Annotated in this window: 19 protein-coding genes; 11 read left to right on the top strand and 8 right to left on the bottom strand. The window is 39.5% G+C overall.

Features of this window, described 5'->3' with window-relative positions:
* The first annotated feature begins 1 nt into the window (after position 1).
* Entirely contained in the window at positions 2–1,183 is a 1,182-nt protein-coding gene (locus tag ACY2A0_RS05630; RefSeq protein ID WP_461788577.1) for a formimidoylglutamase, read from the top strand.
* 111 nt (positions 1,184–1,294) lie between these two features.
* Positions 1,295–2,446 carry a redoxin domain-containing protein gene (locus tag ACY2A0_RS05625; RefSeq protein ID WP_461788576.1) on the top strand — a complete coding sequence of 384 codons (1,152 nt, stop codon included), beginning with the start codon at positions 1,295–1,297 and terminating at the stop codon, positions 2,444–2,446.
* Between the two features lie 53 nt (positions 2,447–2,499).
* Here ACY2A0_RS05625 and ACY2A0_RS05620 read toward each other — a convergent pair whose 3' ends face one another.
* The 7 genes from ACY2A0_RS05620 to ACY2A0_RS05590 form a co-directional block, all read right to left on the bottom strand.
* Complete coding sequence (locus ACY2A0_RS05620) at positions 2,500–3,204, bottom strand: hypothetical protein (protein ID WP_461788575.1); 705 nt, start codon at positions 3,202–3,204, stop codon at positions 2,500–2,502.
* A 183-nt stretch (positions 3,205–3,387) separates the two neighbouring features.
* On the bottom strand, positions 3,388–4,659 hold the full coding sequence (purD, locus tag ACY2A0_RS05615) for a phosphoribosylamine--glycine ligase (RefSeq protein WP_461788574.1): 1,272 nt from the start codon (positions 4,657–4,659) through the stop codon (positions 3,388–3,390).
* A 51-nt stretch (positions 4,660–4,710) separates the two neighbouring features.
* Positions 4,711–5,388 carry a pirin family protein gene (locus ACY2A0_RS05610; protein WP_461788573.1) on the bottom strand — a complete coding sequence of 226 codons (678 nt, stop codon included), beginning with the start codon at positions 5,386–5,388 and terminating at the stop codon, positions 4,711–4,713.
* A complete protein-coding gene (locus ACY2A0_RS05605; protein ID WP_461788572.1) occupies positions 5,385–5,894 on the bottom strand; it encodes a hypothetical protein in 510 nt (169 codons plus the stop codon). The genes ACY2A0_RS05610 and ACY2A0_RS05605 overlap by 4 nt, the downstream gene beginning before the upstream one ends.
* A gap of 58 nt (positions 5,895–5,952) precedes the next feature.
* A complete protein-coding gene (locus tag ACY2A0_RS05600) occupies positions 5,953–6,669 on the bottom strand; it encodes a dioxygenase family protein (RefSeq protein WP_461788571.1) in 717 nt (238 codons plus the stop codon).
* Positions 6,670–6,784: 115 nt separating this feature from the next.
* A complete protein-coding gene (locus ACY2A0_RS05595) occupies positions 6,785–7,495 on the bottom strand; it encodes a LytR/AlgR family response regulator transcription factor (protein ID WP_461788570.1) in 711 nt (236 codons plus the stop codon).
* Complete coding sequence (locus ACY2A0_RS05590; RefSeq protein ID WP_461788569.1) at positions 7,492–8,568, bottom strand: sensor histidine kinase; 1,077 nt, start codon at positions 8,566–8,568, stop codon at positions 7,492–7,494. The genes ACY2A0_RS05595 and ACY2A0_RS05590 overlap by 4 nt, the downstream gene beginning before the upstream one ends.
* A 154-nt stretch (positions 8,569–8,722) precedes the next feature.
* Here ACY2A0_RS05590 and ACY2A0_RS05585 point away from each other — a divergent pair, with 154 nt between their 5' ends.
* The 5 genes from ACY2A0_RS05585 to ACY2A0_RS05565 all read left to right on the top strand — a co-directional run bounded on the left by ACY2A0_RS05585 (position 8,723) and on the right by ACY2A0_RS05565 (position 15,897).
* Positions 8,723–9,025 (top strand): hypothetical protein, encoded by a 303-nt coding sequence (locus ACY2A0_RS05585; protein WP_461788568.1) that lies wholly within the window; start codon positions 8,723–8,725, stop codon positions 9,023–9,025.
* 231 nt (positions 9,026–9,256) lie between these two features.
* Positions 9,257–12,562 carry a preprotein translocase subunit SecA gene (gene secA / locus ACY2A0_RS05580; protein ID WP_461788567.1) on the top strand — a complete coding sequence of 1,102 codons (3,306 nt, stop codon included), beginning with the start codon at positions 9,257–9,259 and terminating at the stop codon, positions 12,560–12,562.
* A gap of 559 nt (positions 12,563–13,121) precedes the next feature.
* Positions 13,122–13,547, top strand: a complete 426-nt coding sequence (locus ACY2A0_RS05575; RefSeq protein WP_461788566.1) for an SPOR domain-containing protein — start codon at positions 13,122–13,124, stop codon at positions 13,545–13,547.
* Between the two features lie 130 nt (positions 13,548–13,677).
* Positions 13,678–14,862, top strand: a complete 1,185-nt coding sequence (locus ACY2A0_RS05570; protein ID WP_461788565.1) for a M20 metallopeptidase family protein — start codon at positions 13,678–13,680, stop codon at positions 14,860–14,862.
* An 81-nt stretch (positions 14,863–14,943) separates the two neighbouring features.
* Positions 14,944–15,897, top strand: a complete 954-nt coding sequence (locus tag ACY2A0_RS05565) for a hypothetical protein (protein WP_461788564.1) — start codon at positions 14,944–14,946, stop codon at positions 15,895–15,897.
* A 79-nt stretch (positions 15,898–15,976) separates the two neighbouring features.
* Here ACY2A0_RS05565 and ACY2A0_RS05560 read toward each other — a convergent pair whose 3' ends face one another.
* The gene (locus ACY2A0_RS05560) at positions 15,977–16,462 is read right to left on the bottom strand and encodes a hypothetical protein (protein WP_461791284.1); all 486 of its coding nucleotides are present in this window, start codon (positions 16,460–16,462) and stop codon (positions 15,977–15,979) included.
* A 95-nt stretch (positions 16,463–16,557) separates the two neighbouring features.
* Here ACY2A0_RS05560 and ACY2A0_RS05555 point away from each other — a divergent pair, with 95 nt between their 5' ends.
* The 4 genes from ACY2A0_RS05555 to ACY2A0_RS05540 all read left to right on the top strand — a co-directional run bounded on the left by ACY2A0_RS05555 (position 16,558) and on the right by ACY2A0_RS05540 (position 22,404).
* Positions 16,558–17,214: an SGNH/GDSL hydrolase family protein gene (locus tag ACY2A0_RS05555; protein WP_461788562.1), complete on the top strand. Its 657-nt coding sequence runs from the start codon at positions 16,558–16,560 to the stop codon at positions 17,212–17,214.
* Positions 17,215–18,940: 1,726 nt separating this feature from the next.
* Positions 18,941–20,896: a DNA primase gene (dnaG, locus tag ACY2A0_RS05550; protein WP_461788561.1), complete on the top strand. Its 1,956-nt coding sequence runs from the start codon at positions 18,941–18,943 to the stop codon at positions 20,894–20,896.
* Positions 20,897–20,987: 91 nt separating this feature from the next.
* Entirely contained in the window at positions 20,988–21,353 is a 366-nt protein-coding gene (locus tag ACY2A0_RS05545) for a YraN family protein (protein ID WP_461788560.1), read from the top strand.
* Positions 21,331–22,404, top strand: coding sequence for a glutaminyl-peptide cyclotransferase (locus ACY2A0_RS05540; RefSeq protein ID WP_461791038.1), 1,074 nt, complete (start codon positions 21,331–21,333; stop codon positions 22,402–22,404). Before ACY2A0_RS05545 ends, ACY2A0_RS05540 begins: the two co-directional genes overlap by 23 nt.
* Position 22,405 lies beyond the last annotated feature (1 nt).

Raw genomic sequence — 22,405 nt, 5'->3', positions numbered from 1 at the left:
TATGACTTTATCCGATTTTTTTTCACCAATAGATATTGAAAAATTTACACCTAAGCATGGTTTCCTAACCAGCCAACTAGGAATGAAGGTGGAATTTTTTACCGATAGCTTTCCCGAATTGGAAGAAGGGAAGTACGATTTAGCAATTATTGGAGTAAAAGATGATCGAGGAGCCGTGAATAATAATGGATGTGCTTTGGCGCCCGATTATTTTCGAGAACAGTTTTATCTCTTAAATGAAGGGCAAGCTTCAACCAAGATAGTTGATTTAGGAAACATCATTGCAGGGCAAGCAGTTTCTGATACTTATTTTGCCGTAAAAAATGTCGTTTCGGAATTGATCAAGCTGAATATTGTGCCGATTATCATTGGTGGTGGCCAAGATATTACCTATGCGCAATATATGGGTTACGAAAATTTAGAGCAAAAAGTTGATTTGCTGGTGGTAGATAACCGCTTTGATTTAGAGCAGGATGAAACCGAGGATGTTGCGACGACATCCCAGAGTTATCTGAGTAAAATTTTTCTACATCAGCCCAACTACTTGTTCAATTTTAGCAATATGGGCTATCAAACCTATTTCGTAAGTCAGGATAGTTTGCGGGTGATGGATAAACTTTATTTTGATGTACACCGCTTGGGTGAATTTGTTTCGGATTTGTCGGTGTCTGAACCAGTCATTCGTAATGCGAATATGGTAAGTTTCGATATGGGAGCGATTCGTTCTAGCGATGCTTGTGCTAATGCGAACATGGTGCCAAACGGTTTTTACGGAGAGGATGCCTGTCGCATTGCCCGTTATGCGGGTATGAGTGACAAGCTTACATCTATCGGCTTTTACGAATTTAACCCTGTATTTGATAGAAGTAGCCAAACAGCCATGTTGTTATCGCAGGTGGTTTGGTATTTTATGGACGGTTTCTACAATAGAAAAAAGGATTTTCCTTTAACTCCGAAATCCCAATACATTATTTATCGTGCAAGTGTGAATGATGGCGCTACCGAAGTGAATTTCGTGAAAAGCAAGAAATCCGACAGGTGGTGGATGCAAGTGCCTTACCCTGCTAATGGCTCTAAAAATGAGCGGTTTCATTTAGTGCCATGCAAGTACGATGATTATAACACCGCTGTTAATGGAGAAATGCCAGACCTATGGTGGCGCACCTATCAAAAACTAACCTAATAGTTACAAATAATTTAACGGATATCCGTATATTTGATTTACAACTTATATCACTAGATAGATAAGGGCTAAATAATTATGCCCTACATCTTTAAAACAAATTAAAAAACAATGAAAAAAGTAATTCTTTCGGCCCTAATGCTAGCCCCAATGGCATTAATGGCTCAATCAGATTTTACCTTAAAAGGTAGCGCTAAATCTGTAGCCAATGGCAGTAAAATATATTTAGTTTTCGCTGAAAACGGACAGCGTTTAACAGATTCTGCTATAGTGAACAATGGCGCTTTCGAATTTAAAGGTAAAGTGACATCTCCAGTAATGGGTAATGTTTTTAACAAAATAAATCCTTATGTAAAAGGTGCCAATACTAAAAACATGGATTACACGGCTTTATATATCGAGCCTGGTAATATTACTTTGAATAGTGCCGATAGCTTGAAATCTGCTGTTGCAGGTGGCACTGCTGCAAATATCGACAATGCAAAATTAAGCGCCATGCTAAAGTCGTTTACAGACCAAGAGAAGGTACTTAATGATGAATACGCAAAATATACTAAGGAGCAAAAAGAAGACAAGGTGGTTATGGATGCTTTGATTGGTAAGTTTAACGTTATCAGAGATCAAAAAACGCCAATTTATTTAAAGTTTGTAAAGGAAAACCCTAAGTCTTATATCAGCTTGGTTCAATTGAATTCTTTAGCTGGCAATGATAAGGTTGTTGGCGATGTTGAAAAACTTTACGCTACACTTTCGCCTGAACTGAAGGCTACAAAAATTGGACAAGCAATACCTTCAACCATTGAAGCGACTAAGAAAACGGCCGTAGGGGTAATGGCAATGGATTTTGCGCAAAATGATGCTGACGGCAAACCGGTTAAGCTATCTGACTTTAAAGGAAAATACGTGTTAGTTGATTTTTGGGCATCTTGGTGTGGTCCTTGCAGACAGGAAAATCCTAATGTAGTAGAGGCATTCCAAAAGTTTAAAGATAAAAACTTTACGGTTTTAGGGGTTTCTTTAGATGGAGGTAATACCAGAACAACTAAAGAAGCTTGGTTGAAAGCTGTTGAAGCTGATCAATTAACTTGGACTCATGTTTCTGATTTACAGGGATGGAACAATGCAGTTTCTTCTGCGTGGGGAATTAAAAGTATTCCTGCAAATTTCCTAATTGATCCGAACGGTAAAATTATAGCAAAGGATTTAAGAGGAAGTGCTTTACAGAACAAGCTTTCTGAAATTCTCGATAAAAAGACTAAATAAGGTATAAACTATTTTGAATGAGAAGCCTCCTGTTGTAAAAGCAGGGGGCTTTTTTATATTACTAACCCTAGCGTGATAAAAACTACGCCAACAAATGAAATCAAAAATGCTGGCCTTCCAAAGAGCAAGCCTAAAACTACACCAGCAATAATTAAAAAGCAGCCAATCCAAATGTAGCTGATGGAGTTAACTTTTGAGCTATGCGTAAATGTTGCTAGCTCCTTATTGTCTTTTCTAGCTTTAATAGTGGTAATCGTTTTTTCCCCGATTTGTTGCACAGTTTTACTGATGGATATATCATCCGCAGGGGAGATGGAATCAGTTGTTTTGGACGCTGTATTTTGGGTGCTGCCTGCGCCGAATTGCTGATTGGCACTGTTGTCTGTAGGTGCAGGCGCAATTGCCTTAGTTTCTTCTGTAGCTACCGCAGGTTTTTCCGGTTTTGGTTTTACAGTGGTTTTTACTGATTTTTTTTCAGCCTTTATTGTTTCTACGGGAGCTTTTGCAACTGCAACATAGGTGTCGGAAATTGTTTTTTCAGTAGGTTTTGTACTCCTTCTGAAAATTGGTTTGCTAATCGTTTTTGGAAGGTTGTCCGCTGGCACCTGAACTAATTGTTTGTCAGGGCTGATTTCTTTAGCGGTAACAACAACTGATACTCTTTTTGGTGTATCTTGTTGCGAAAAAACAAGCATAGGCGAAATCAGTCCTAAGAAAAGGATGGTGTAAAAAATGGCGCTATGTAATGTTTTTTTCAAGCTACAATAAAAAACTTAAACACTAAAAAAGCATGCCAATTAACCGAATAGGTAGCTGATAAAAAGAAAATCCCAACTAAGCAGTTCGCAAAGTGCTTAGTTGGGAAATGGGTTAATTGCACCTTAAACACAAGGTTACGAAAAATGTTGATAATTGAGAAATAATTTCCTCGAATTGTGGATTTACATTAAATCAAATCCGATATCTTCTCTAAAATATTTGCCGTCAAAGTAGATTCTGGCTGCGTCAGCAGTTGCGCATTGCAAAGCTTCAAATTGCGAATCTTTTAATGAGCTGATCGCAAGTACCCTTCCACCATTAGTTTTTACCAAGCCTCCTTCTGTAGTAGTTCCAGCGTGAAAAGCGAAAGAATCTCTGATGTTATCCAAGCCAGTAATTACCTTGCCTTTTTCGTAATCGCCAGGGTAACCTCCAGCAACAATCATTACGGTAGCAGCGTTTTTTTCGCTGATTTTAATTTGATAGTTACCTAAGTTTTTATTGGCACAAGCCATAAATAATTCTAGCAAATCGTTTTCTATTCGCAGCATCACACTTTCTGTTTCAGGATCGCCCATACGAGCATTATATTCAATCACATAAGGCTCATCGCCCACTTTAATTAAGCCAAAGAAAATAAAGCCAGTGTAATCAATACCTTCGCTTGCTAATCCGTTTACCGTAGGCTTAATGATGCGTTCTTCGATTTTATTTAGAAATTCAGCATTGGCAAATGGCACTGGAGAAACCGATCCCATGCCACCTGTGTTTAAACCTGTGTCTCCTTGTCCAATACGCTTGTAATCCTTCGCTTCGGGCAAAATCACATAGTTTTTTCCATCAGTTAATACGAAAACTGAAAGTTCTATTCCGGTAAGAAACTCTTCTACTACTACGGTCGATCCGGCTTTACCAAACTTGCCATCCAACATCAACCTAAGTTCGTCCTGCGCCTCCTGATGATTGTCGATGATCAGTACGCCCTTTCCAGCCGCCAAACCGTCAGCTTTTAGGACAATTGGCAAACTGTGCTGTGCTAAATAGGCTAATCCCTCCTCTAAATTTTCATTAGTGAACGATTTTGACTTAGCCGTTGGAATATGGTGGCGTTCCATAAACTGCTTGGAGAAATCTTTACTTCCTTCTAAAATAGCACCTTCTTTTTTAGGGCCAATTACTGGGATGTGTGCCAAGGCTTCATCAGCAGCGAAAAAATCATGAATACCTAAAACCAAAGGCTCTTCCGGACCTACCACTAATAAATCTATCTGCTCTTTCAGTGCAAGTGCTTTTACTGCTTCAAAATCGTTAGGGTTGATATTTACATTTTTGCCGTAATTTGCTGTGCCAGCGTTACCCGGAGCAATAAACAAATTTTTGCAATTTTCAGATTGGCTTAATTTCCAGGCAAAAGCACACTCTCTTCCGCCCGAACCGATGAGTAAGATATTCATACCGCAAAGATATTGCTTTCTGCGGATGAGGCAGATAAAATATGAAATAAGCTAAGTTGGCAATTCGACCGTGATGATAGTGGCATGGTTACTCAGTGCTTCCATCTCTACTTTTTCTGTATGCCATAAACAAAGCCCATCCCTATCATGCAATAGCCTGCCCTCAATTTCGAAAGCGCCTGCCAGCACGTATAGGTAAAAGATTCGCTGCTGATTAAGCAGATATTCATTTTCTCCACGACCGCTAAATTGTGCCATGCAGATTTTGAAAGGCGCAGCGCTTGGACTCAGCGTAGCAAAGGTGTTCTGGTTAGATAGGTCGATAGTAAAGAAAACTGGCGAGCTAGGCTCTAATTGTTTTTGTTTGATACCAATAACTAAGTAGCTGATCACTTCTGTGGCATAAGGATTCGTAAGTTTAACAAAAGTGTTGCTTTCCAAAAAAATCATCAGCCCTTCTCCAACTTCTACCTCGGTGTCATTTTCTTTATCATCGAAATAATTGATAGTTCCGGTGATTGGAATTAAGATAAGGAAACCCGGTTGCTCGGTGTAAAACCCGCTGGTTGCGTTGGGTGCCAACATTTCATCGTTAAACAGATATAAACCTGTGACAGCATTACCATTGTTTTTAAAAGGACGAAATGCACTAAATTTCCTTAGTTGTTGATTTTCCACTAAAGTTCGTTGATCTGCGAGAAAAATAGTGCCTGGTGATATGGTCATCATAGTTTAATGTTACAAATGCTCAAGAATGGAGGAATGTTGAACAATTCGGTTTGCATAGCGCCGTTTTCATCTGTTTCGCCATTTACCGTAGTGGTTAGTAGGAAGCTGCCAATTTGATTTAAGAAATAAAGTTCTTCACTAAAAAAGTTAATGGCAACGCTGTGCTTTTCTATATCATTGAAATCGGAGTTGATGATCTCAAATCGGAACGACTTAAACTTTAAAAAAAGCCTGCCTAAATTATTGCTGATATCAGGCATGACGGCGTTAAGCTGGCTGATGTAAGGTGTAACGGCGGCACTGGTTAAAAAATGGAGTTGCTGTGCATTTGGAGCGTGTTGAAGCAACTGCGAAAAAGTGCGAAATTCATTTTTAGCATTATAATACTGTGCCTGCATTTTTAGTTCGGCATACGAGTCTTTAAAAACCAGCTGATCCCAAGGTTTTTCATTGTTGATGTTGATGATTTTACGGTAACACAGAGTAATGATGCTGCTCTTTTCCATATTTCAAACGTTAAAAATGGGCATAGCTAAGTGGCTAACCCATTCATTAAATCTTTTGCTACCCTGGTACGCTTATTTGCATTTTCAGTTCAAAACCTGCGGATAGGCTTCCGGTAACTGTAGCAATTTCAATCCCGGTGGAGTCATCGCTGAAAACATTATCGTTTTTATTGTAGGTGTAGCCACTCATTCCCTTTGAATAACCATTAACCAAAGCCACCGCCGATCCGCTACCTTCGGGGAAAGCAATTTGAGTAATCTTTAACGAGGTGCCAGCTGCGTTATAAACATGTACATGGATATGTGTAGCTCTTCCACTGTACCAGCCAGGGAAAATGGTAGTGAAGGTCACTAACCCGTTGGCATCAGTGGTTTGTCGGCCCCGTAAAAAATGAACCGACTGGTAGTTGGTAGATTGCATTCCTGTGCCACCATATTCCGAGTAGTTACCTTCCGCGTCACAATGCCAGATGTCAACGATGGCGCCGGCTAAGGCATTACAATTATTGTTGCTGTTGCCGATAGTAATTTTGGCTGTTAATTTATAGCCTGATCGGCCGTCGGTGATGTCGCTTCTAACGTAAGAGGCTGGTACCTTCGTTGGAAATGGGCCTTCGGTCTCTGTGGGAGCTACCACGCAATTACTAGTTGATGAGCCGCCGGTGGCAGTGGTAGTAGTTGCTGCTGTATCCGAAGATTTTTTGCAGGCGTCCATAATAACGGGTGTACTAACTGCTCCAATTAATAAACTCCTTAAAAAATTTTTTCTTTCCATGTTCAATAGCTTGGGTGAAACACTTATCGAAGATGGAATTTGGGATTGATCGTAACAAAACTGTGTCGATTATCGCTCGCTTTGTCCCGACAAGCAGCTGCAGTGTTAAGGAATGTTAAAGCCGTCCGTTTTTCCAATCGTTAATAAACGAAACATAAGTGTCGCTTATTGGAAGAGAAAAATTGTTATTGAGGTAAGCTTTGCGGTTGGCTACCTGTTTTACGGCCTTAATAGCAACAACGTAGCTTCTGTGTATGCGTTTGAACTTATCTGCCGGTAGTTTTTCTATCAGTTTTTTTAAGGTAGTTAAGGTCATGATCATTTTGCCATTAATCAAATGGATTTTCACATAATCTTCCAAGCTTTCCAAATACAAAATTTCTTTAACCTCTATTTTAATGAGTTTATATTCGGCATAAACGAATAAATATTCGTCTGGCATTTCAATGCTTTTTTGCGTTTGATATTGATGATAGTCTACCGCTTTTTGCACCGCTTTTTTGAAACGGATATAATCGATAGGCTTCAATAAGTAATCGATAGCGTTTAATTCGAAGCCTTCAAACGCAAAGTTTTTATATGCGGTTGTAAAAATCACCATCGGCTTCACCGTCAAAGATTTGAATAGATCAATTCCAGTGATATCTGGCATATTGATGTCTAAAAAAAGCAGGTCAACAGGAAAATGGTTCAGGTGTTCAGCGGCCGCAATAGCATCTTCGAAAGTTCCTATCAGTTGTAAATGTTCAGTAGCATCAACGTAAGTTTTAATTAACGCTAAGGCTAAAGGTTCATCATCTATGGCAATACACTTGAGTTTTTTCATGAATTAAGATGGATGGTTAGGTTAATCTTAAATACTTTTTGATCATTTGTGACCTCTAATATATGCCGGTTTGGATAAAGGAAGCCTAGCCTTTTTTTAGTGTTTTCCAAGCCAATACCTGTTCGTTTTTCTGCCTTCTTTTCAGGATTTATGGTGTTTTCGCAATAAAGGTTAACAAAAGTTTGCGCTATGAAAAGCTTAATTACCAACTGGTTTTTTTTATGGTTGCTAATCCCGTACTTAAACACATTTTCAACAAAGGCCATCAATGTCAGGGGCGCAATTTTCTTTTGACTGGTATCGCCAGTTACTTCATAAATCAAATTTGTTTTTTGTGTAAGGCGTAACCGCTGTAGGTCAATGTAATCGCTCATGCAGGCAATTTCTTCTTCCAAATCAACCTCGTCAGCGCCGCCCTGATCGGTTAAATATCGCATCATGCTTGATAGTTTCATGATGGATGGCGCAGTGTTTTCATCCTTAATAATGGCTAACGTATAAATGTTATTGAGTATGTTGAAAAGGAAATGGGGATTTACCTGTGCTTTTAAAAACGAAAGTTCGGCATGCGCTTTTTCTGCCTCTGCTTTTAAAGCCCTTTCTGTAGTTAGCCGCAATTCTTTGTTAGTAGCTTTGCTAGTATCTAATATAATGATGATGAAGAAAATAAAAACGCTAATAATATCTATCAGCGGGCCGCCCTGCTTTGGTCCATGCTCATTGCGAAGCGGAGGGTAGTTGAATTTATGAGGTTGGAATGGTGGCGGCGGATTTCCAGACCTGGCCACGAAATAATCAAACGGTCGGATAGCTATAATTACAGCTAAGATTACGATAAGACAAGCAATGTAAGCCAGCAGTTTTTTCTCTGCATAGAGCTTAGGAAACAGAAAATAGGAATGAAAGAAGTAAATGCTGCCAAAAATAAAACAAAATCCAATATATTTTATCAATACAGTAGTGTTAAAGTAATAGCTCTGATTTTGCCCATAAAAAAATAATAATGGGAGCAATAGTAATGACACTGCCGCCAATACTTGTAACACTTGTTGAAGCCTTAATTGGTGTAACATACGCCAAAGCAAGCTAGTAAAAGTTAATTACTTTAAAAAGTATCGTTAATTGGTGATTTTGTATGGATGAAAATTCGAATTTTGTAGTGGAGGTTCGCGGTGCTTTAAATCAAATTTCGGTATATAAAAGATTAAAACTAGATTTGCCCGAATAATGAGGCACCTTGTTACCATATCTTTAGTGTTTTTTAGTCTTTCGCATTTGGCTAAGGTCGATCGTGTAGATGGGCTACGCTATTTAACCGAAAGATATTGTGCGAAAACACAAACAAGCAACGAGCAATCGGTTGTACGAGCAATTCAAGATGCGCAAGACTTACCTCATTTCATTCTTTCTAATAACCAGTTAAGCGCCATAGGTGTTATTTCTGCTAAAAGCTGTTCAAAGTATAGGGTTGTAAACCAGCCAGCGCTTTTTTCGGCAATAGTAGAAAATCCTCGAAACAATAGCCCCTAGTTTAAAAGTCCGATGTCCGATGTCGGAAGTCTGAGAGTTTACCGTTAAAATACTATAAAGTCAAGTTGTCATATGATGATTAATGGCTTGGTTGTTGTGTAAAGTCGGATGTTTGAAAACGATATCGGAAAAGAAATGAGTTTTTGAATCGTAAAAACTAGCGTACACTAATTAAATATATTATCATCTGATTTCGGACATCCGACTTCAGACCAAAAAAACAATCATAACATGTTAGGATTTTTAGCCAAGATATTTGGAAGCAAATCAGAAAGAGACATTAAAGCGCTACAGCCTATTGTAGCTCAAATTAATGAAGAATATGCCAAGTTATCATCATTAACTAATGATGAATTAAGAAATAAGACACTTGAATTTAAAGCGACTATTGCTACTGCTTTAGCTGATATCGATCAAAAAATTAATGATTTGAAAGCAAAAGCGGAGAGCCCTGAGCTTTCTTTGCAGGAGAAAACTAATTTATACGATGAGGTTGATGCGTTAGGTAAAGAGCGTAACGTAGAGTTGGAAAAAGTACTGCATCAAATTTTGCCTCAAGCTTTTGCAGTTGTAAAAGAAACTTCACGCAGGTTAAGTGAAAACGAAAATTTAGAAGTTACTGCTACCGCATTTGATAGGGAGTTGGCCACAAGAAAAAGCAATGTTAAAATTGTGGGCGACAAAGCTTTGTGGGCTAACCGTTGGGATGCGTCGGGTACAGAGGTACTATGGAATATGGTACATTATGATGTACAGTTGATTGGTGGTATGGTGCTAAACAGCGGCAAAATTGCAGAGATGGCCACTGGTGAAGGTAAAACCTTAGTAAGTACTTTGCCTGCCTATTTAAATGCCTTAGCTGGTCAAGGGGTACATATTGTTACCGTGAACGATTATTTAGCTCGTCGTGATAGCGAGTGGAACGGACCTTTGTTCGAGTTCCACGGTTTAAGTGTAGATTGTATCGATAAACACCAACCTAACTCAGAAGAGCGCAGGAAAGCTTATTTAGCGGATATCACTTATGGTACCAATAATGAGTTTGGTTTTGATTACCTGCGTGACAATATGTCGCAAACGCCAGATCAGTTGGTACAACGTAAGTTGCACTTTGCTATGGTGGATGAGGTCGATTCAGTATTGATTGACGATGCTCGTACACCACTGATCATTTCTGGTCCGGTGCCATTTGGCGATCAGCATGAATTCCACGAATTAAAACCTCGTATTGAGCGCTTGGTGAATGCACAAAAAACTTTTGTTCAGTCGGCTTTAAATGCAGCAAAAAATTTAATCAACAGCGGCAATGTAGGTACAGAAGAAGGTGAAGGTGGTTTAGCCTTATTGCGTGCTCACCGTGGTTTGCCTAAAAATAAAGCATTAATTAAGTTTTTGAGTGAAGGCAACAACAAGCAAACTTTGTTGAAAACCGAAAACTACTACATGGCAGATCAATCTAAGAACATGCCTAAGGTTGATGCCGAATTGTATTTCCATATTGACGAGAAAAACAATCAGGTAGAGCTAACTGAAAAAGGGATTGAATTGATTACCCAAACTGGTGAAGATCCAAGTTTCTTCGTATTGCCAGATGTAGGTACTGAAATTGCTGAAATCGAAAAATCGAGCTTAAGCAGCGAAGAGAAAATTGCTCAAAAAGATGCTTTAATGCGTGATTACTCTGTAAAAGCAGAACGCGTACACTCTATCAATCAGTTATTAAAAGCTTATACCTTATTTGAAAAAGATGTTGAATACATCATTGATGAAGGTAAGGTAAAGATTGTTGATGAGCAAACTGGTCGTATCATGGAAGGCCGCCGTTACTCGGATGGTTTGCACCAAGCTATTGAGGCCAAAGAGAATGTGAAAGTAGAAGATGCTTCACAAACTTACGCTACCATTACGTTGCAGAACTACTTCCGTATGTACCACAAACTTTGCGGTATGACGGGTACAGCAACTACAGAGGCTGGCGAGTTTTGGTCGATCTATAAGTTAGATGTGGTAGAAATTCCTACTAACAGAAAAATCTCTAGAATTGATGCGCAAGATTACGTGTATCGTACCGTAAGAGAAAAATACAATGCCGTAGCAGAAGAGATTGTGAAGTTAACGGAAGCAGGCCGTCCAGTATTGGTAGGTACTACATCGGTTGAAATTTCAGAGCTATTAAGCCGCATGTTGAAACTCCGTGGCATCAAACACAATGTGTTAAATGCTAAAATGCACCAAAGAGAGGCTGATATTGTGGCTGAAGCAGGTCAACCAGGTCAGGTAACCATCGCTACTAACATGGCTGGTCGTGGTACGGATATCAAGTTAGGTCCAGGTGTAAAAGAAGCTGGAGGTTTGGCCATTATTGGTACAGAGCGTCACGAGTCTCGTCGTGTAGACAGGCAGTTGCGTGGTCGTGCTGGTCGTCAGGGTGACCCAGGAACTTCTCAGTTCTTCGTATCGTTAGAAGATAACTTAATGCGTTTATTCGGTTCGGAGCGTATCTCTAACATCATGGTGCGTATGGGTATCGAAGAGGGTGAGGTGATCCAACATTCTATGATTACCAACTCTATCGAAAGAGCGCAGAAGAAAGTAGAGGAAAATAACTTCGGTGTACGTAAACGTTTACTAGAGTACGACGATGTAATGAACTCGCAGCGTACAGTAATTTACGCTAAACGTAGAAATGCTTTGTTTGGCGACCGTTTAGATGTTGACATGAACAACATGATTTTCGACGTAGCCGAGGATATTGTGACTGAATACAAAGAGAGCACTAACTACGAAGGCTTCAAGCTGGAAGTGATTAGGAACTTCTCCGTTGATACCGAAATTTCGGAGCAAGAGTTCAACAGCAAAAAAATACACGACTTAACCGATAAATTGTTTGAAGAGGTGACCAATTTCTACATCCGTAAATCGGAAGCGGTGGTTAACCAAGCAATGCCGGTATTAAAACAAGTATTTGCGGATAGGGGTGATGTAATTGAGCAAATTGTAGTGCCATTTACTGATGGCATGCGCCATATTCAAGTGCCAGTTGAGTTGAAGAAAGCGATTGAAAACAATGGTAAGGAAATCACCAAAGCTTTCGAGAAAACCATCATCTTAGCTTTAATTGATGATAGTTGGAAAGAGCATTTACGCGAAATGGATGAGTTGAAGCAATCGGTACAAAATGCGGTTTATGAGCAGAAAGATCCTTTGATCATCTACAAAATGGAAGCATTTAACTTGTTCAAGGGCATGTTAAGCGTGGTGAACAAAGAAGTGGTGAGCTTCTTGTTTAAAGGTGGTATTCCTGTGCAGCAGGAGCCTGAGCATGTAAGAGAAGCGGTGGCGCCAAAGCCTCAGCCTAAGTTGCAAACTACTAAGCAGGAGTACGGCGACCAACATTCCGATTTGGATTTAGTAGGCGACACCCGCGAACCTCAGCCTTTGCAGCCAATTAGAAAAGAAGCAACCATTGGCAGAAATGAACCTTGCCCTTGCGGAAGTGGCAAAAAGTTCAAAAACTGCCACGGTGCAAATGCATAATGCGGAAACTTACGAAGTTTCAAAAACTTCGTAAGTTTAAAATAATCAAGCCCCAGTTGTTTAAAGCAATTGGGGCTTTTTGCTGTCAAGAACACTTATTTAACGCTCCGTTGCGCTTCTGAAGTGCTCGGTTCCGCTTGTTTATCGCTCGGTTCTGCTTCCGGAGCGCAAATTTCCGCTTTTAGACTGCAACTTTGCGCTTCCGAAGCGCAACGTTCTGCTTCCGAAGCGCAACGGAGCATTAAATTAATGCGACGGAGCGTTAACTAAGCCCGTCCGAGCATTAAACTTATTCATCGCATCCTTAAACTAATGCGCTGGATCATTAAAATAACAAAATGAAGCGTTAAAATAGTCGGCTGTAGCGTTAAAGAAGCGTTCCATATCCTTAAAATACTATCAATACAATCCATTTCATCGCTATAAGCGAGTTAGCAGGATATGCTTATCTTCCAAACATTTGCATAGCCCAGCAATAATCCCGATTTTTGCAAACCCAAAGGAAACATTCTCGTTATTATAGAAGCCAATTTGTATATGCCGAGAAATATTTAAGCTAATGAAAGGATTACTTACTATAATTGCTGTTTTGATAAGTTATGCCACTTTTGCACAAACCAAAGGAGAAGTAATCGTGGTAAAAGATCCATTGATTGATAGCCTCATTGCGAAACGCATTGAACTTAATAAAGCCAAGCCAACCGTAAACAACCCTGCTAGCTCCGCCGTTGTGTCTTCCATGGGCTATCGAGTGCAAATTTATTACGGCGCTGATAGACGCGAAGTTTTTGCACAGCAGGCTAATTTCAAGGCCGAATATCCGAAGCTAAATACATATATCACCTATAAAGAGCCCAATTATTTTTTACGGGTAGGTGATTATCGAACTCGCTTGGAGGCACAAAAATTTCTTAATGAATTAAAGGCCAGTTACCCAACCTTGTTTATCTTTAGAGAGAAAATCAACGCACCTATTTTAGAGTAATAAAGAATACTAATGATTGAGTGATTGAATTTTGAATAATCGAATAAGTAACTTTCAACATTCCAACCTTTCAACTTTCCAACTTTTCAACCTTTCAACAACATTCCAACCTTTCAACAACAACCAAAACATGAAACAAAAAGTACAAGCCTTAGCTAATCAAATTTTTAACGAAGTAGTTGGTTTCCGCCAGCATTTACATGCCAATCCGGAGCTTTCCTTTCAGGAATTTGAAACGTCTAAATTTGTGAAGGATAAGCTAAGCGCTTGGGGAATTCCATTTACGGAAATGGCTAACACTGGCGTTGTAGGTCTAATTAAAGGTAGCGGAGATTCTGATCAGGTAATTGCTTTGCGTGGTGATATGGATGCTTTGCCGATAAACGAAGCAAACGATGACAAACCCTATAAATCTAAAAAACCGGGTGTAATGCATGCCTGCGGACATGATGTGCACACTTCTTCATTGTTGGGTACGGCTTACATCCTCAATCAATTGAAAGATGAATTTGCTGGTATTATAAAGCTTATTTTTCAACCTGCCGAAGAAATTTTGCCCGGTGGTGCAAGTATTATGATTAAAGAGGGCGTGCTGCAAAATCCAACTCCACAGGCTATTGTGGGGCAACACGTAATGCCTTTGATAGAAAGCGGAAAAGTGGGTTTCAGATCGGGAATTTACATGGCATCAACGGATGAACTTTACGTAACCGTTACTGGTAAAGGCGGCCACGGTGCGCAGCCGCACCAAAATATCGATCCGGTGTTGATCACTTCGCATATCATTGTCGCTTTACAACAAATAGTGAGCAGAAATGCAGATCCACGTTTGCCTTCGGTACTTTCATTTGGAAAAGTAATTGCCAATGGCGCTACTAATGTAATTCCTAACGAAGTGAAGTTGGAAGGTACCTTTAGAACCTTAAATGAAACTTGGCGTGACGAAGCACATCGTTTGATGAAAAAAATGGCTGAAGGTATTGCAGAAAGCATGGGAGGGAGCTGTCATTTCGATATCCACAGGGGTTATCCTTTTTTAATTAACGAAGAGAAACTTACGGCTAATGCCAGAACTTTTGCTGAAGATTATCTCGGTAAGGATAATGTAGTGGATTTAGATATTTGGATGGCAGCCGAAGATTTTGCGTACTATTCGCAAGTAACTGATGCTTGTTTTTATCGCCTAGGTACGGGTAACGTGAAAAAGGATACCTGTCACTCGGTACACACACCAAATTTTGATATCGATGAAGACGCCCTTAAAACCTCTACTGGGTTAATGGCTTACATCGCCTTGAAACAATTGGGCAATTAAGTGGTTGTTTTGTTATTTAGAAGTTAGTTTTTTGGTACTACCAATTTACAGCTTACCACATTCTTAAGTATCACTTCTATAATGAAGAAATTTAGTTTCGTATTACTGTCAATTTTATTTTTTGTTAGCGCCAACGCTCAGCAAATACCGCGTTTTAATCCAGATACGATAAAAACAATTACCCTCGATTCGGTAGTAAATATTAAGGCGAAACGTTTAAACGTCGAAACATTTATAGATGCCATTATCAACGATACCAGTTTTTATCAGGCATTTCGCAACATGAAAAAGTATACTTTCATTGCTGAAAATAGGGTGTATACTTATGATAAAAAAAACAAAGTTGATGGGAAAATTTATCGAAAAATAAAGCATAATAACGACGGCCCCTATAAAATGGAATATTTGGCGAAGGAAGATAATGGGAAGGTTTACAAGAAGAACGGAAAGTACCAGCTGTATACCGTCGAGATGTTTGATTATATTTTCATGAATGCCTACAATACCGACTTTGTTCCTAATGCTGCGCCATCAAACTCAAAGGAAAAGAAGGGTGGTAACGAAGGGTACAAGGACAAGCTCAAGACCTTGATTTTTAATCCCGGAAGGCCAATTAAGGGGATCCCATTTATTGGAAGTAAAACGGAAATATTTACCGCCAACATGCGCCAATATTACGACTATACATTTTATAGTGGTACTTATCTGGATTCTATTCCGGTTTATCGCTTTAAGGTATCTGTTAAACCAGATTTATCTAGCTGGACAAAAGATGGAATCATGATCAAAGAGTTGGTCACGATATTTGACAAACGCAACTTTGAAATTTTAGGGCGTTATGTAGATATGAAATACAGTAATCTGCTGTTTGATTTTGATGTGCAAATGAACATTGAAATGAGTTACTTCGACGAGGTAAAATTGCCAACAAAAATCACTTATCAAGGTAATTGGGATTATCCCTTAAAGAAAGAGGAAAGAGCAAGTTTTTTGGTGATACATAAAGACTATCAGTTGGGAAAAGGAAAGCAATAGGTTAACCTCAGTTACAACACAAGTCCTTCCATCGCCCTGAATTTAATTGAGGGTCAGTTACGATAGACCGTAAATTTGTTTACTGATTTACGTATTTGCCCAACTTAGCAGAAACACTTTTGTAATCGATTTTTTCTTTATCTGCTCTCATCTTCACTTCTGCGCCATGTATTGCTCCATGTAAAATCATACTCAAAGCAACCACTGCGGTTGTACCACCAACGCCCACCAAAAGTGCTGTATTAGCATCCTCAATAGACTGTGCAGTTACAATAGTTCCTGCCGCTAATGCGCCTGTAGCAATTGCATATCCAATATCTTTATGAGATTTAAATACCTTAATGCTAGTTATATTTGGGTATGCTATATATTTAACAACACTTCTCTTGTCCAACAAAGTCAAAGCAGTATCATTGATGATCGTAATTTGGCCCCTTACCTTTTGCTTATCAAGCATAGTTACAATTGCGTTGTAGCGGGATTTTTTTTGAACTTGAGCAAAGCCGAAATTTATAAAACCTATGGTTAATAAGATGGATAGTAGTAACTTAATTGATAGTTTCATGAACGAGCGGGGGTGTTTTTTAACAAAGATAGAAAATAATTAACCATGTTGATATTTACGGGTAAACAATTAAATTAGCTGTACAAAAATTAAACATGAAAACAACCTTAAAACTATTTGTTGTGGCTTTAGCTGCACTTTCTCTATTTGCTATGAAATCTAACAGAAAACGAGTGATATTTTTTGGCGATTCAATTACTCAAGCGGGTGTACAAGGCAATGGATATATTAATCTGTTAAAAAAACAGGTAGATACTAATAAGTTTGAGCTGATGGGGGCTGGTATAGGAGGCAATAAAGTTTACGACTTGTACTTGCGGTTAGAAGATGATGTATTAGCTAAAAAACCTGATTTAGTGTTTATTTACGTTGGGATAAATGATGTTTGGCATAAATTGGGCGCTGGAACGGGAACTGATTATCCAAAATATATTAAGTTTTATCAGGCTTTAATTGATAAAATAAGAGCGAATGGAAGCAAGTTGGTGCTTTGTACGCCATCGGTTATCGGAGAGAAAAAAGCTAATGCTAATCAGCTTGATGCTGAATTGGATAAATATGCGGAAGGTATTAGGGAATTAGCTGCTAAAAACAATATTCCACTTTGTGATTTAAGAAAGGCATTTGTAGCTTACGAGGAAAAGAACAATGCAGAGGATTTGGAAAAAGGAGTATTAACTTCTGATAAAGTGCATTTGAATGATAAAGGTAATCAGTTTGTAGCGGAGCAGATGGTTTCGTTTATTAAGTAGTATTCTTCGTTCTTTTGGCAGCTATTTTCCTCTGCGGTCTTTCATTCTTTGCGGTCGATAAATAGAATTTTGCAGTGATAGGCACTCTGTCATTCTGAGCGCAGCGAAGAATCTAGTGAACATTCTCCTATACGTGATGAATTCGTGTTGCGTTAACTTTTTAGTTCTTTTACGTTCTTTTGGCTTGAACCAAAAGAACCAAAAGTTCAAGGCTGCTTAGCCTCGTCTTGCTGCGGCTCAATCAGTGCTTGTTTGCGCAAAATGAGCAGCCGCTGCGCTTCTGCATTTTGCTTGTTGGTGCAAGGTTTTCGCAAGTGCTACCGCCCTGATTGGCCTTCGCTTCACGATGCCAAGAGGCCGTGTGCGTTCTTGGGACTGTGATTGCCGATTGTTAGGCTAGTTTGTAGCGGCCTAAAGTGGTTCCTATTTTCCTCTGCGATCTTTCATTCTTTGCGGTTAATTAATGAACTTTTGCATTAACTGGAACTCTGTCATTCTGAGCGCAGCGAAGAATCTAGTAAACATTCTCTTATACGTTGGGAATTCGTGTTGCGTTAACTTTTTAGTTCTTTTACGTTCTTTTGGCTTGAACCAAAAGAACCAAAAGTTCAAGGCTGCTTAGCCTCGTCTTGCTGCGGCTCAATCAGTGCTTGTTTGCGCAAAATGAGCCGCTGCGCTTCTCCATTTTGCTTGTTGGTGCAAGGTTTTCGCAAGTGCTACCGCCCTGATTGGCCTTCGCTTCACGATGCTAAGAGGCCGTGTGCGTTCTTGGGAAGGTTGTTGCCGATTATTAGGCCAGTTTTAAGCGGCCTAACCTGGTTCCTATTTTCCTCTGCGATCTTTCATTCTTTGCGGTTAATAAATAGACTTTTGCAGTGATAGGCACTCTGTCATTCTGAGCGAAGCGAAGAATCTGGTAAACATCCGCTTATACGTTGGGAATTCGTGTTGCGTTAACTTTTTTAGTTCTTTTACGTTCTTTTGGCTTGAACCAAAAGAACCAAAAGTTCAAGGCTGCTTAGCCTCGTCTAGCTGCGGCTCAATCAGTGCTTGTTTGCGCAAAATGAGCCGCTGCGCTTCTCCATTTTGCTTGTTGGTGCAAGGTTTTTGCGAGTGCTACCGCCCTGATCGGCCTTCGCGTCACGATGCCAAGAGGCCGTGTGCGTTATTGGGAATGTTGTTGCCGATTGTTAGGCTAGTTTGTAGCGGCCTAACCTGGTTCCTATTTTCTTCTGCGGTCTTCAATACTTTGCGGTTAATTAATGGACTTGGCATTAACAGCGGACTTTGTCATTCTGAGCGCAGCGAAGAATCTAGTAAACACTCACTTATACGTTGGGAATTCGTGTTGCCTTAGCCTTTTACGTTCTCTTTGCTTGTTTATCTTTGCGGTCTTCATTACTTTGCGGTTAATTAATGAACTTTTGCATTAACTGGAACTTTGTCATTCTGAGCGCAGCGAAGAATCTAGTAAACATTAGCTTATACATTTGGAAATCGTATTACCTTAACTTTTTAAGTTCTTTTTTGCTTGTTTATCTCCGCAATCTTCAATACGTTGCGGTTAATGAATATCCTCAACAAATCTCAAACAAATTTGGAATTGCGCATCATTGCAAGCTAAAATAAACCTCATCGTGCTAACACAGTAACTGAGGTGCTAAATAAATTGCTAAATTTGAATCCTATTTTAGCCTACCGATAGCACGGAAAGATTTAGCGGAATATGATTACAGCCGAGACCATTGAAAAAATTAAGGAAACAGCACGAATTGAGGAGGTGGTGGGCGATTTCGTGCATCTTAAAAAACGTGGTACAAGCTTAATCGGTAACTGCCCTTTTCACGGCGAAAAAACGCCTTCCTTCCACGTTTCTGTAAATAAAGGGATTTATAAGTGCTTTGGTTGTGGCGTAGCTGGTGATTCGGTGCGCTTCGTAATGGATCACGAGAAGTACTCCTATCCAGAGGCACTCAAATATCTTGCGAACAAATACAACATCGAGGTTGAAGAAACGATTGAAAGCAAAGAAAACATTGAGCTAAACAGTGCTCGGGAAAGCCTTTACATCGTTTCACAATTTGCAGCCAATTTTTTCGAAGATCAACTTTGGAATAGCGATGATGGAAAGGCGATTGGCTTGAGCTATTTCAAGGAACGCGGCTTTAGGGAAGATATCATTAAAAAATTCAACCTAGGTTACTCTCCTGATGTTTGGGATGCACTCACTCAACAAGCCATCAAGAATCAGCATGCGGAAGAGTATCTCGAAAAAACTGGCTTAGCTATACGCAACGACAAAGGCAAACTTTACGACAGGTTTAGGGGCAGAGTGATGTTCCCTATCCATAATTTTACTGGGCGAGTAATAGGTTTTGGCGGGCGTACGTTAAAAACTGATAAAAACGTTCCAAAATACGTTAACTCTCCAGAGAGCGATATCTATCACAAGTCTAACGTATTGTATGGTTTGTACCATGCAAAAAAGGCAATCCGAGATCAAGACAATTGTTACTTAGTTGAAGGCTATGCCGATGTGCTGGCTGTACATCAAGCCTACATCGAAAATGTGGTAGCGTCATCGGGTACTTCTTTAACCATCGAGCAAATTAAGCTGATCAGCAGATTTACGCAAAATGTTACCATTTTATACGATGGAGATGCCGCTGGAATAAAAGCTTCGTTACGTGGTTTGGACATGATTTTGGAGGAAGGACTAAACGTAAAAGTAGTTTCTTTCCCCGAAGGTGATGATCCAGATTCTTACATGCACAAAGTGGGGGCGGGTGCTTTCAAAACCTACATTGAAGAGCAGCGTCAGGATTTTATTCTTTACAAAGCCAACATTTTATTGGCAGAGGCGGGTAAAGATCCAATAAAGCGAGCCGGAATTATCAGAGATATTGTTGAAAGTATTGCGAAAATCCCTGATAACATTAAAGCTTCGGTATTTATACGAGAGTGTAGCCACTTGTTGGAGATAGAAGAACGTGTGTTACTTACGGAGCTAAATGCCATCAAAGTTGCTAAAAGTAAAAAGTCGGCACCGGCGCCAAGGACTAGTAGTCAGAGCCATCCTGATATGCCGCCTGATGACCTTTTTGCAGAGGGAGGGCCAGCGCCAGAGGCGGCAATTCCGGTACAACAAGTAAGTTCCGACTTATTGCAAGAGCAGGAGATTATCCGACTATTGTTACTATTTGGACACGAAATGGTGAATTGGGAACAAATCGGTGAAATGCATGTCGGGTCGTTCATTATTCAGAATTTAAGTGATGTGAGCTTCGATAATGAGCTTTGCAAACGCATTGTTGACGATTACATTAGCCAATCGGAACTAGGAGAACTGCCTACGTATAATTATTTTTTAAGACATAAGGATGCAGAAATTTCGAATTTGGCCATCACGTTAACCACATCTCCATATCAGTTGAGCGAAAATTGGCTGCAGAAACATCAGATTTACGTTAAAGATGAGGCGCAGAATATCAAATCGGCAGTATTGGGCGGTTTATACCACCTGAAAAAGCGTAAAGTAGATAAGATGCTCACTGATTTGATGAACCAAATGAAGGAAGAACATGACGAAGTTAATTTGGAGGCGTTGCAAGGCCGATACATGCAGGTAAAGAACATTGAAAGGGTAATATCTAAGTTCTTAGGATCGGTGATTGTGAAATAAGAACGGTGGTTAATCGCGGGAAAGTAAACGGGTTGCCCCTTTTTTCTGGACAATTATCTTTCTACTTTTGACTTTCTACTTTTAACTTATTATGGCAATTCACAATGATATAGGAAAAGCGGGTGAAAGTGCTGCGGTACAATTTCTATTACAACAAGGCTACGAAATTTTAGATGAAAATTGGACTCATGGTAAATGTGAGGTGGACATTATTGCGTTTAAATCAAATACCATTATCTTTATAGAAGTTAAAACACGCAGTTCTGTAGCTTTTGGCATGCCCGAAGATTTTGTGAGTGTAGCTAAGCAAAAACAATTAGAGTTAGCATCGGAAGCTTATATTGAAATTATGGACCATCAGGGGGAAATAAGGTTCGATATTATTGCAGTAATTTTAACCAAAGACAAACAATTTAAAATCAATCACATTGAAGATGCTTTTTGGCCGTACCAGTAAAATTACAATGGCACTATTGCTTACTGTAAGTTTGTTTCAAATCGCCTGCAATAATAAAGTAGCCAATTATGTCACCTTTAAAAATCCTTTGCAGGGCGAGAGTTTTCATGCAGGTAAGTCGGTTAAAATAGAATTAGACATCCCAGAGCAATTAGAAGTAAAAACTGTTAGCTATTTGGTGGATGGTAAGCCATTTGCAGAAAAAAACGGTAAAGATGCCGTGGTGATGGATACGCAACAATTGCCTTTGGGCTATCGTTTAATAACGGCTATTGTTAAAAGCGGAGATAAAATAGATACCATAACTAATAACATTATACTTACCACTGATAAGAAGCCACTAAAGTTAAAATACACTGTGGTAGGTACCTTTCCTCATGATACATCGTCCTATACTCAGGGGTTAAATTTCGTTAATGGGAATTTATTGGAAAGTACCGGCAGAAAAGGTTTTTCGAAGCTCGCTTACGTTAACTTGAATACCGGTAAAGCCATTAAATCGGTTCCGCTAAAACCACAATACTTTGGCGAAGGAAGTGTTCAGGTAGGGAACAAAATTGTTGTACTCACTTGGCAGGATAACGTGGGTTTGGTTTTTGACGCGGCAACCTTAGAGCAACAGGCTACATTTCCTTACCAGAGCAGCAACGAAGGTTGGGGCTTAACTTTTGATGGTAAAAATCTACTAAAGAGTGATGGCACTAACCGTATTTGGAAATTGAATGCCCAAAGCTACAAAGAAGAAAGCTACATTGAGGTTTACGATAACAACGGCCCGGTGGAGAGTTTAAATGAGCTGGAGTATATCGAAGGAAAGATTTACGCCAATGTGTATACTACCAATAAAATTATCCGAATAGATCCGATAAGCGGACTAGTGGAGGCTGAGCTTGACTTAAGCAAGTTAGTACCCAAAAATTTCTTTAAGGATGAGTACGAAATAGGAAATAACGTCTTAAACGGAATTGCCTATGATACCGTAAATAAACGCCTTTTTGTTACCGGCAAAAAATGGCCAAAGCTCTATGAAATTAAGCTGAGCGAAAAATAAG

The sequence above is a fragment of the Pedobacter sp. genome (assembly GCF_965249885.1).
GTDB lineage: Bacteria > Bacteroidota > Bacteroidia > Sphingobacteriales > Sphingobacteriaceae > Pedobacter.
Note: the sequence above shows the minus strand (reverse complement) of the source record. Positions and strands in the feature narration are given on the sequence as shown.

Bases quoted from the DNA above. Each gene is read 5' to 3' on its own strand.
- dnaG (WP_461788561.1), top strand. From the start codon at position 18,941: ATGATTACAGCCGAGACCATTGAAAAAATTAAGGAAACAGCACGAATT.
- ACY2A0_RS05540 (WP_461791038.1), top strand. From the start codon at position 21,331: ATGCTTTTTGGCCGTACCAGTAAAATTACAATGGCACTATTGCTTACT.
- ACY2A0_RS05590 (WP_461788569.1), bottom strand. From the start codon at position 8,568: ATGTTACACCAATTAAGGCTTCAACAAGTGTTACAAGTATTGGCGGCA.
- ACY2A0_RS05560 (WP_461791284.1), bottom strand. From the start codon at position 16,462: ATGAAACTATCAATTAAGTTACTACTATCCATCTTATTAACCATAGGT.
- purD (WP_461788574.1), bottom strand. From the start codon at position 4,659: ATGAATATCTTACTCATCGGTTCGGGCGGAAGAGAGTGTGCTTTTGCC.
- secA (WP_461788567.1), top strand. From the start codon at position 9,257: ATGTTAGGATTTTTAGCCAAGATATTTGGAAGCAAATCAGAAAGAGAC.
- ACY2A0_RS05595 (WP_461788570.1), bottom strand. From the start codon at position 7,495: ATGAAAAAACTCAAGTGTATTGCCATAGATGATGAACCTTTAGCCTTA.
- ACY2A0_RS05630 (WP_461788577.1), top strand. From the start codon at position 2: ATGACTTTATCCGATTTTTTTTCACCAATAGATATTGAAAAATTTACA.
- ACY2A0_RS05555 (WP_461788562.1), top strand. From the start codon at position 16,558: ATGAAAACAACCTTAAAACTATTTGTTGTGGCTTTAGCTGCACTTTCT.
- ACY2A0_RS05575 (WP_461788566.1), top strand. From the start codon at position 13,122: ATGAAAGGATTACTTACTATAATTGCTGTTTTGATAAGTTATGCCACT.
- ACY2A0_RS05605 (WP_461788572.1), bottom strand. From the start codon at position 5,894: ATGGAAAAGAGCAGCATCATTACTCTGTGTTACCGTAAAATCATCAAC.
- ACY2A0_RS05610 (WP_461788573.1), bottom strand. From the start codon at position 5,388: ATGATGACCATATCACCAGGCACTATTTTTCTCGCAGATCAACGAACT.
- ACY2A0_RS05565 (WP_461788564.1), top strand. From the start codon at position 14,944: ATGAAGAAATTTAGTTTCGTATTACTGTCAATTTTATTTTTTGTTAGC.
- ACY2A0_RS05570 (WP_461788565.1), top strand. From the start codon at position 13,678: ATGAAACAAAAAGTACAAGCCTTAGCTAATCAAATTTTTAACGAAGTA.
- ACY2A0_RS05625 (WP_461788576.1), top strand. From the start codon at position 1,295: ATGAAAAAAGTAATTCTTTCGGCCCTAATGCTAGCCCCAATGGCATTA.
- ACY2A0_RS05600 (WP_461788571.1), bottom strand. From the start codon at position 6,669: ATGGAAAGAAAAAATTTTTTAAGGAGTTTATTAATTGGAGCAGTTAGT.
- ACY2A0_RS05585 (WP_461788568.1), top strand. From the start codon at position 8,723: ATGAGGCACCTTGTTACCATATCTTTAGTGTTTTTTAGTCTTTCGCAT.
- ACY2A0_RS05545 (WP_461788560.1), top strand. From the start codon at position 20,988: ATGGCAATTCACAATGATATAGGAAAAGCGGGTGAAAGTGCTGCGGTA.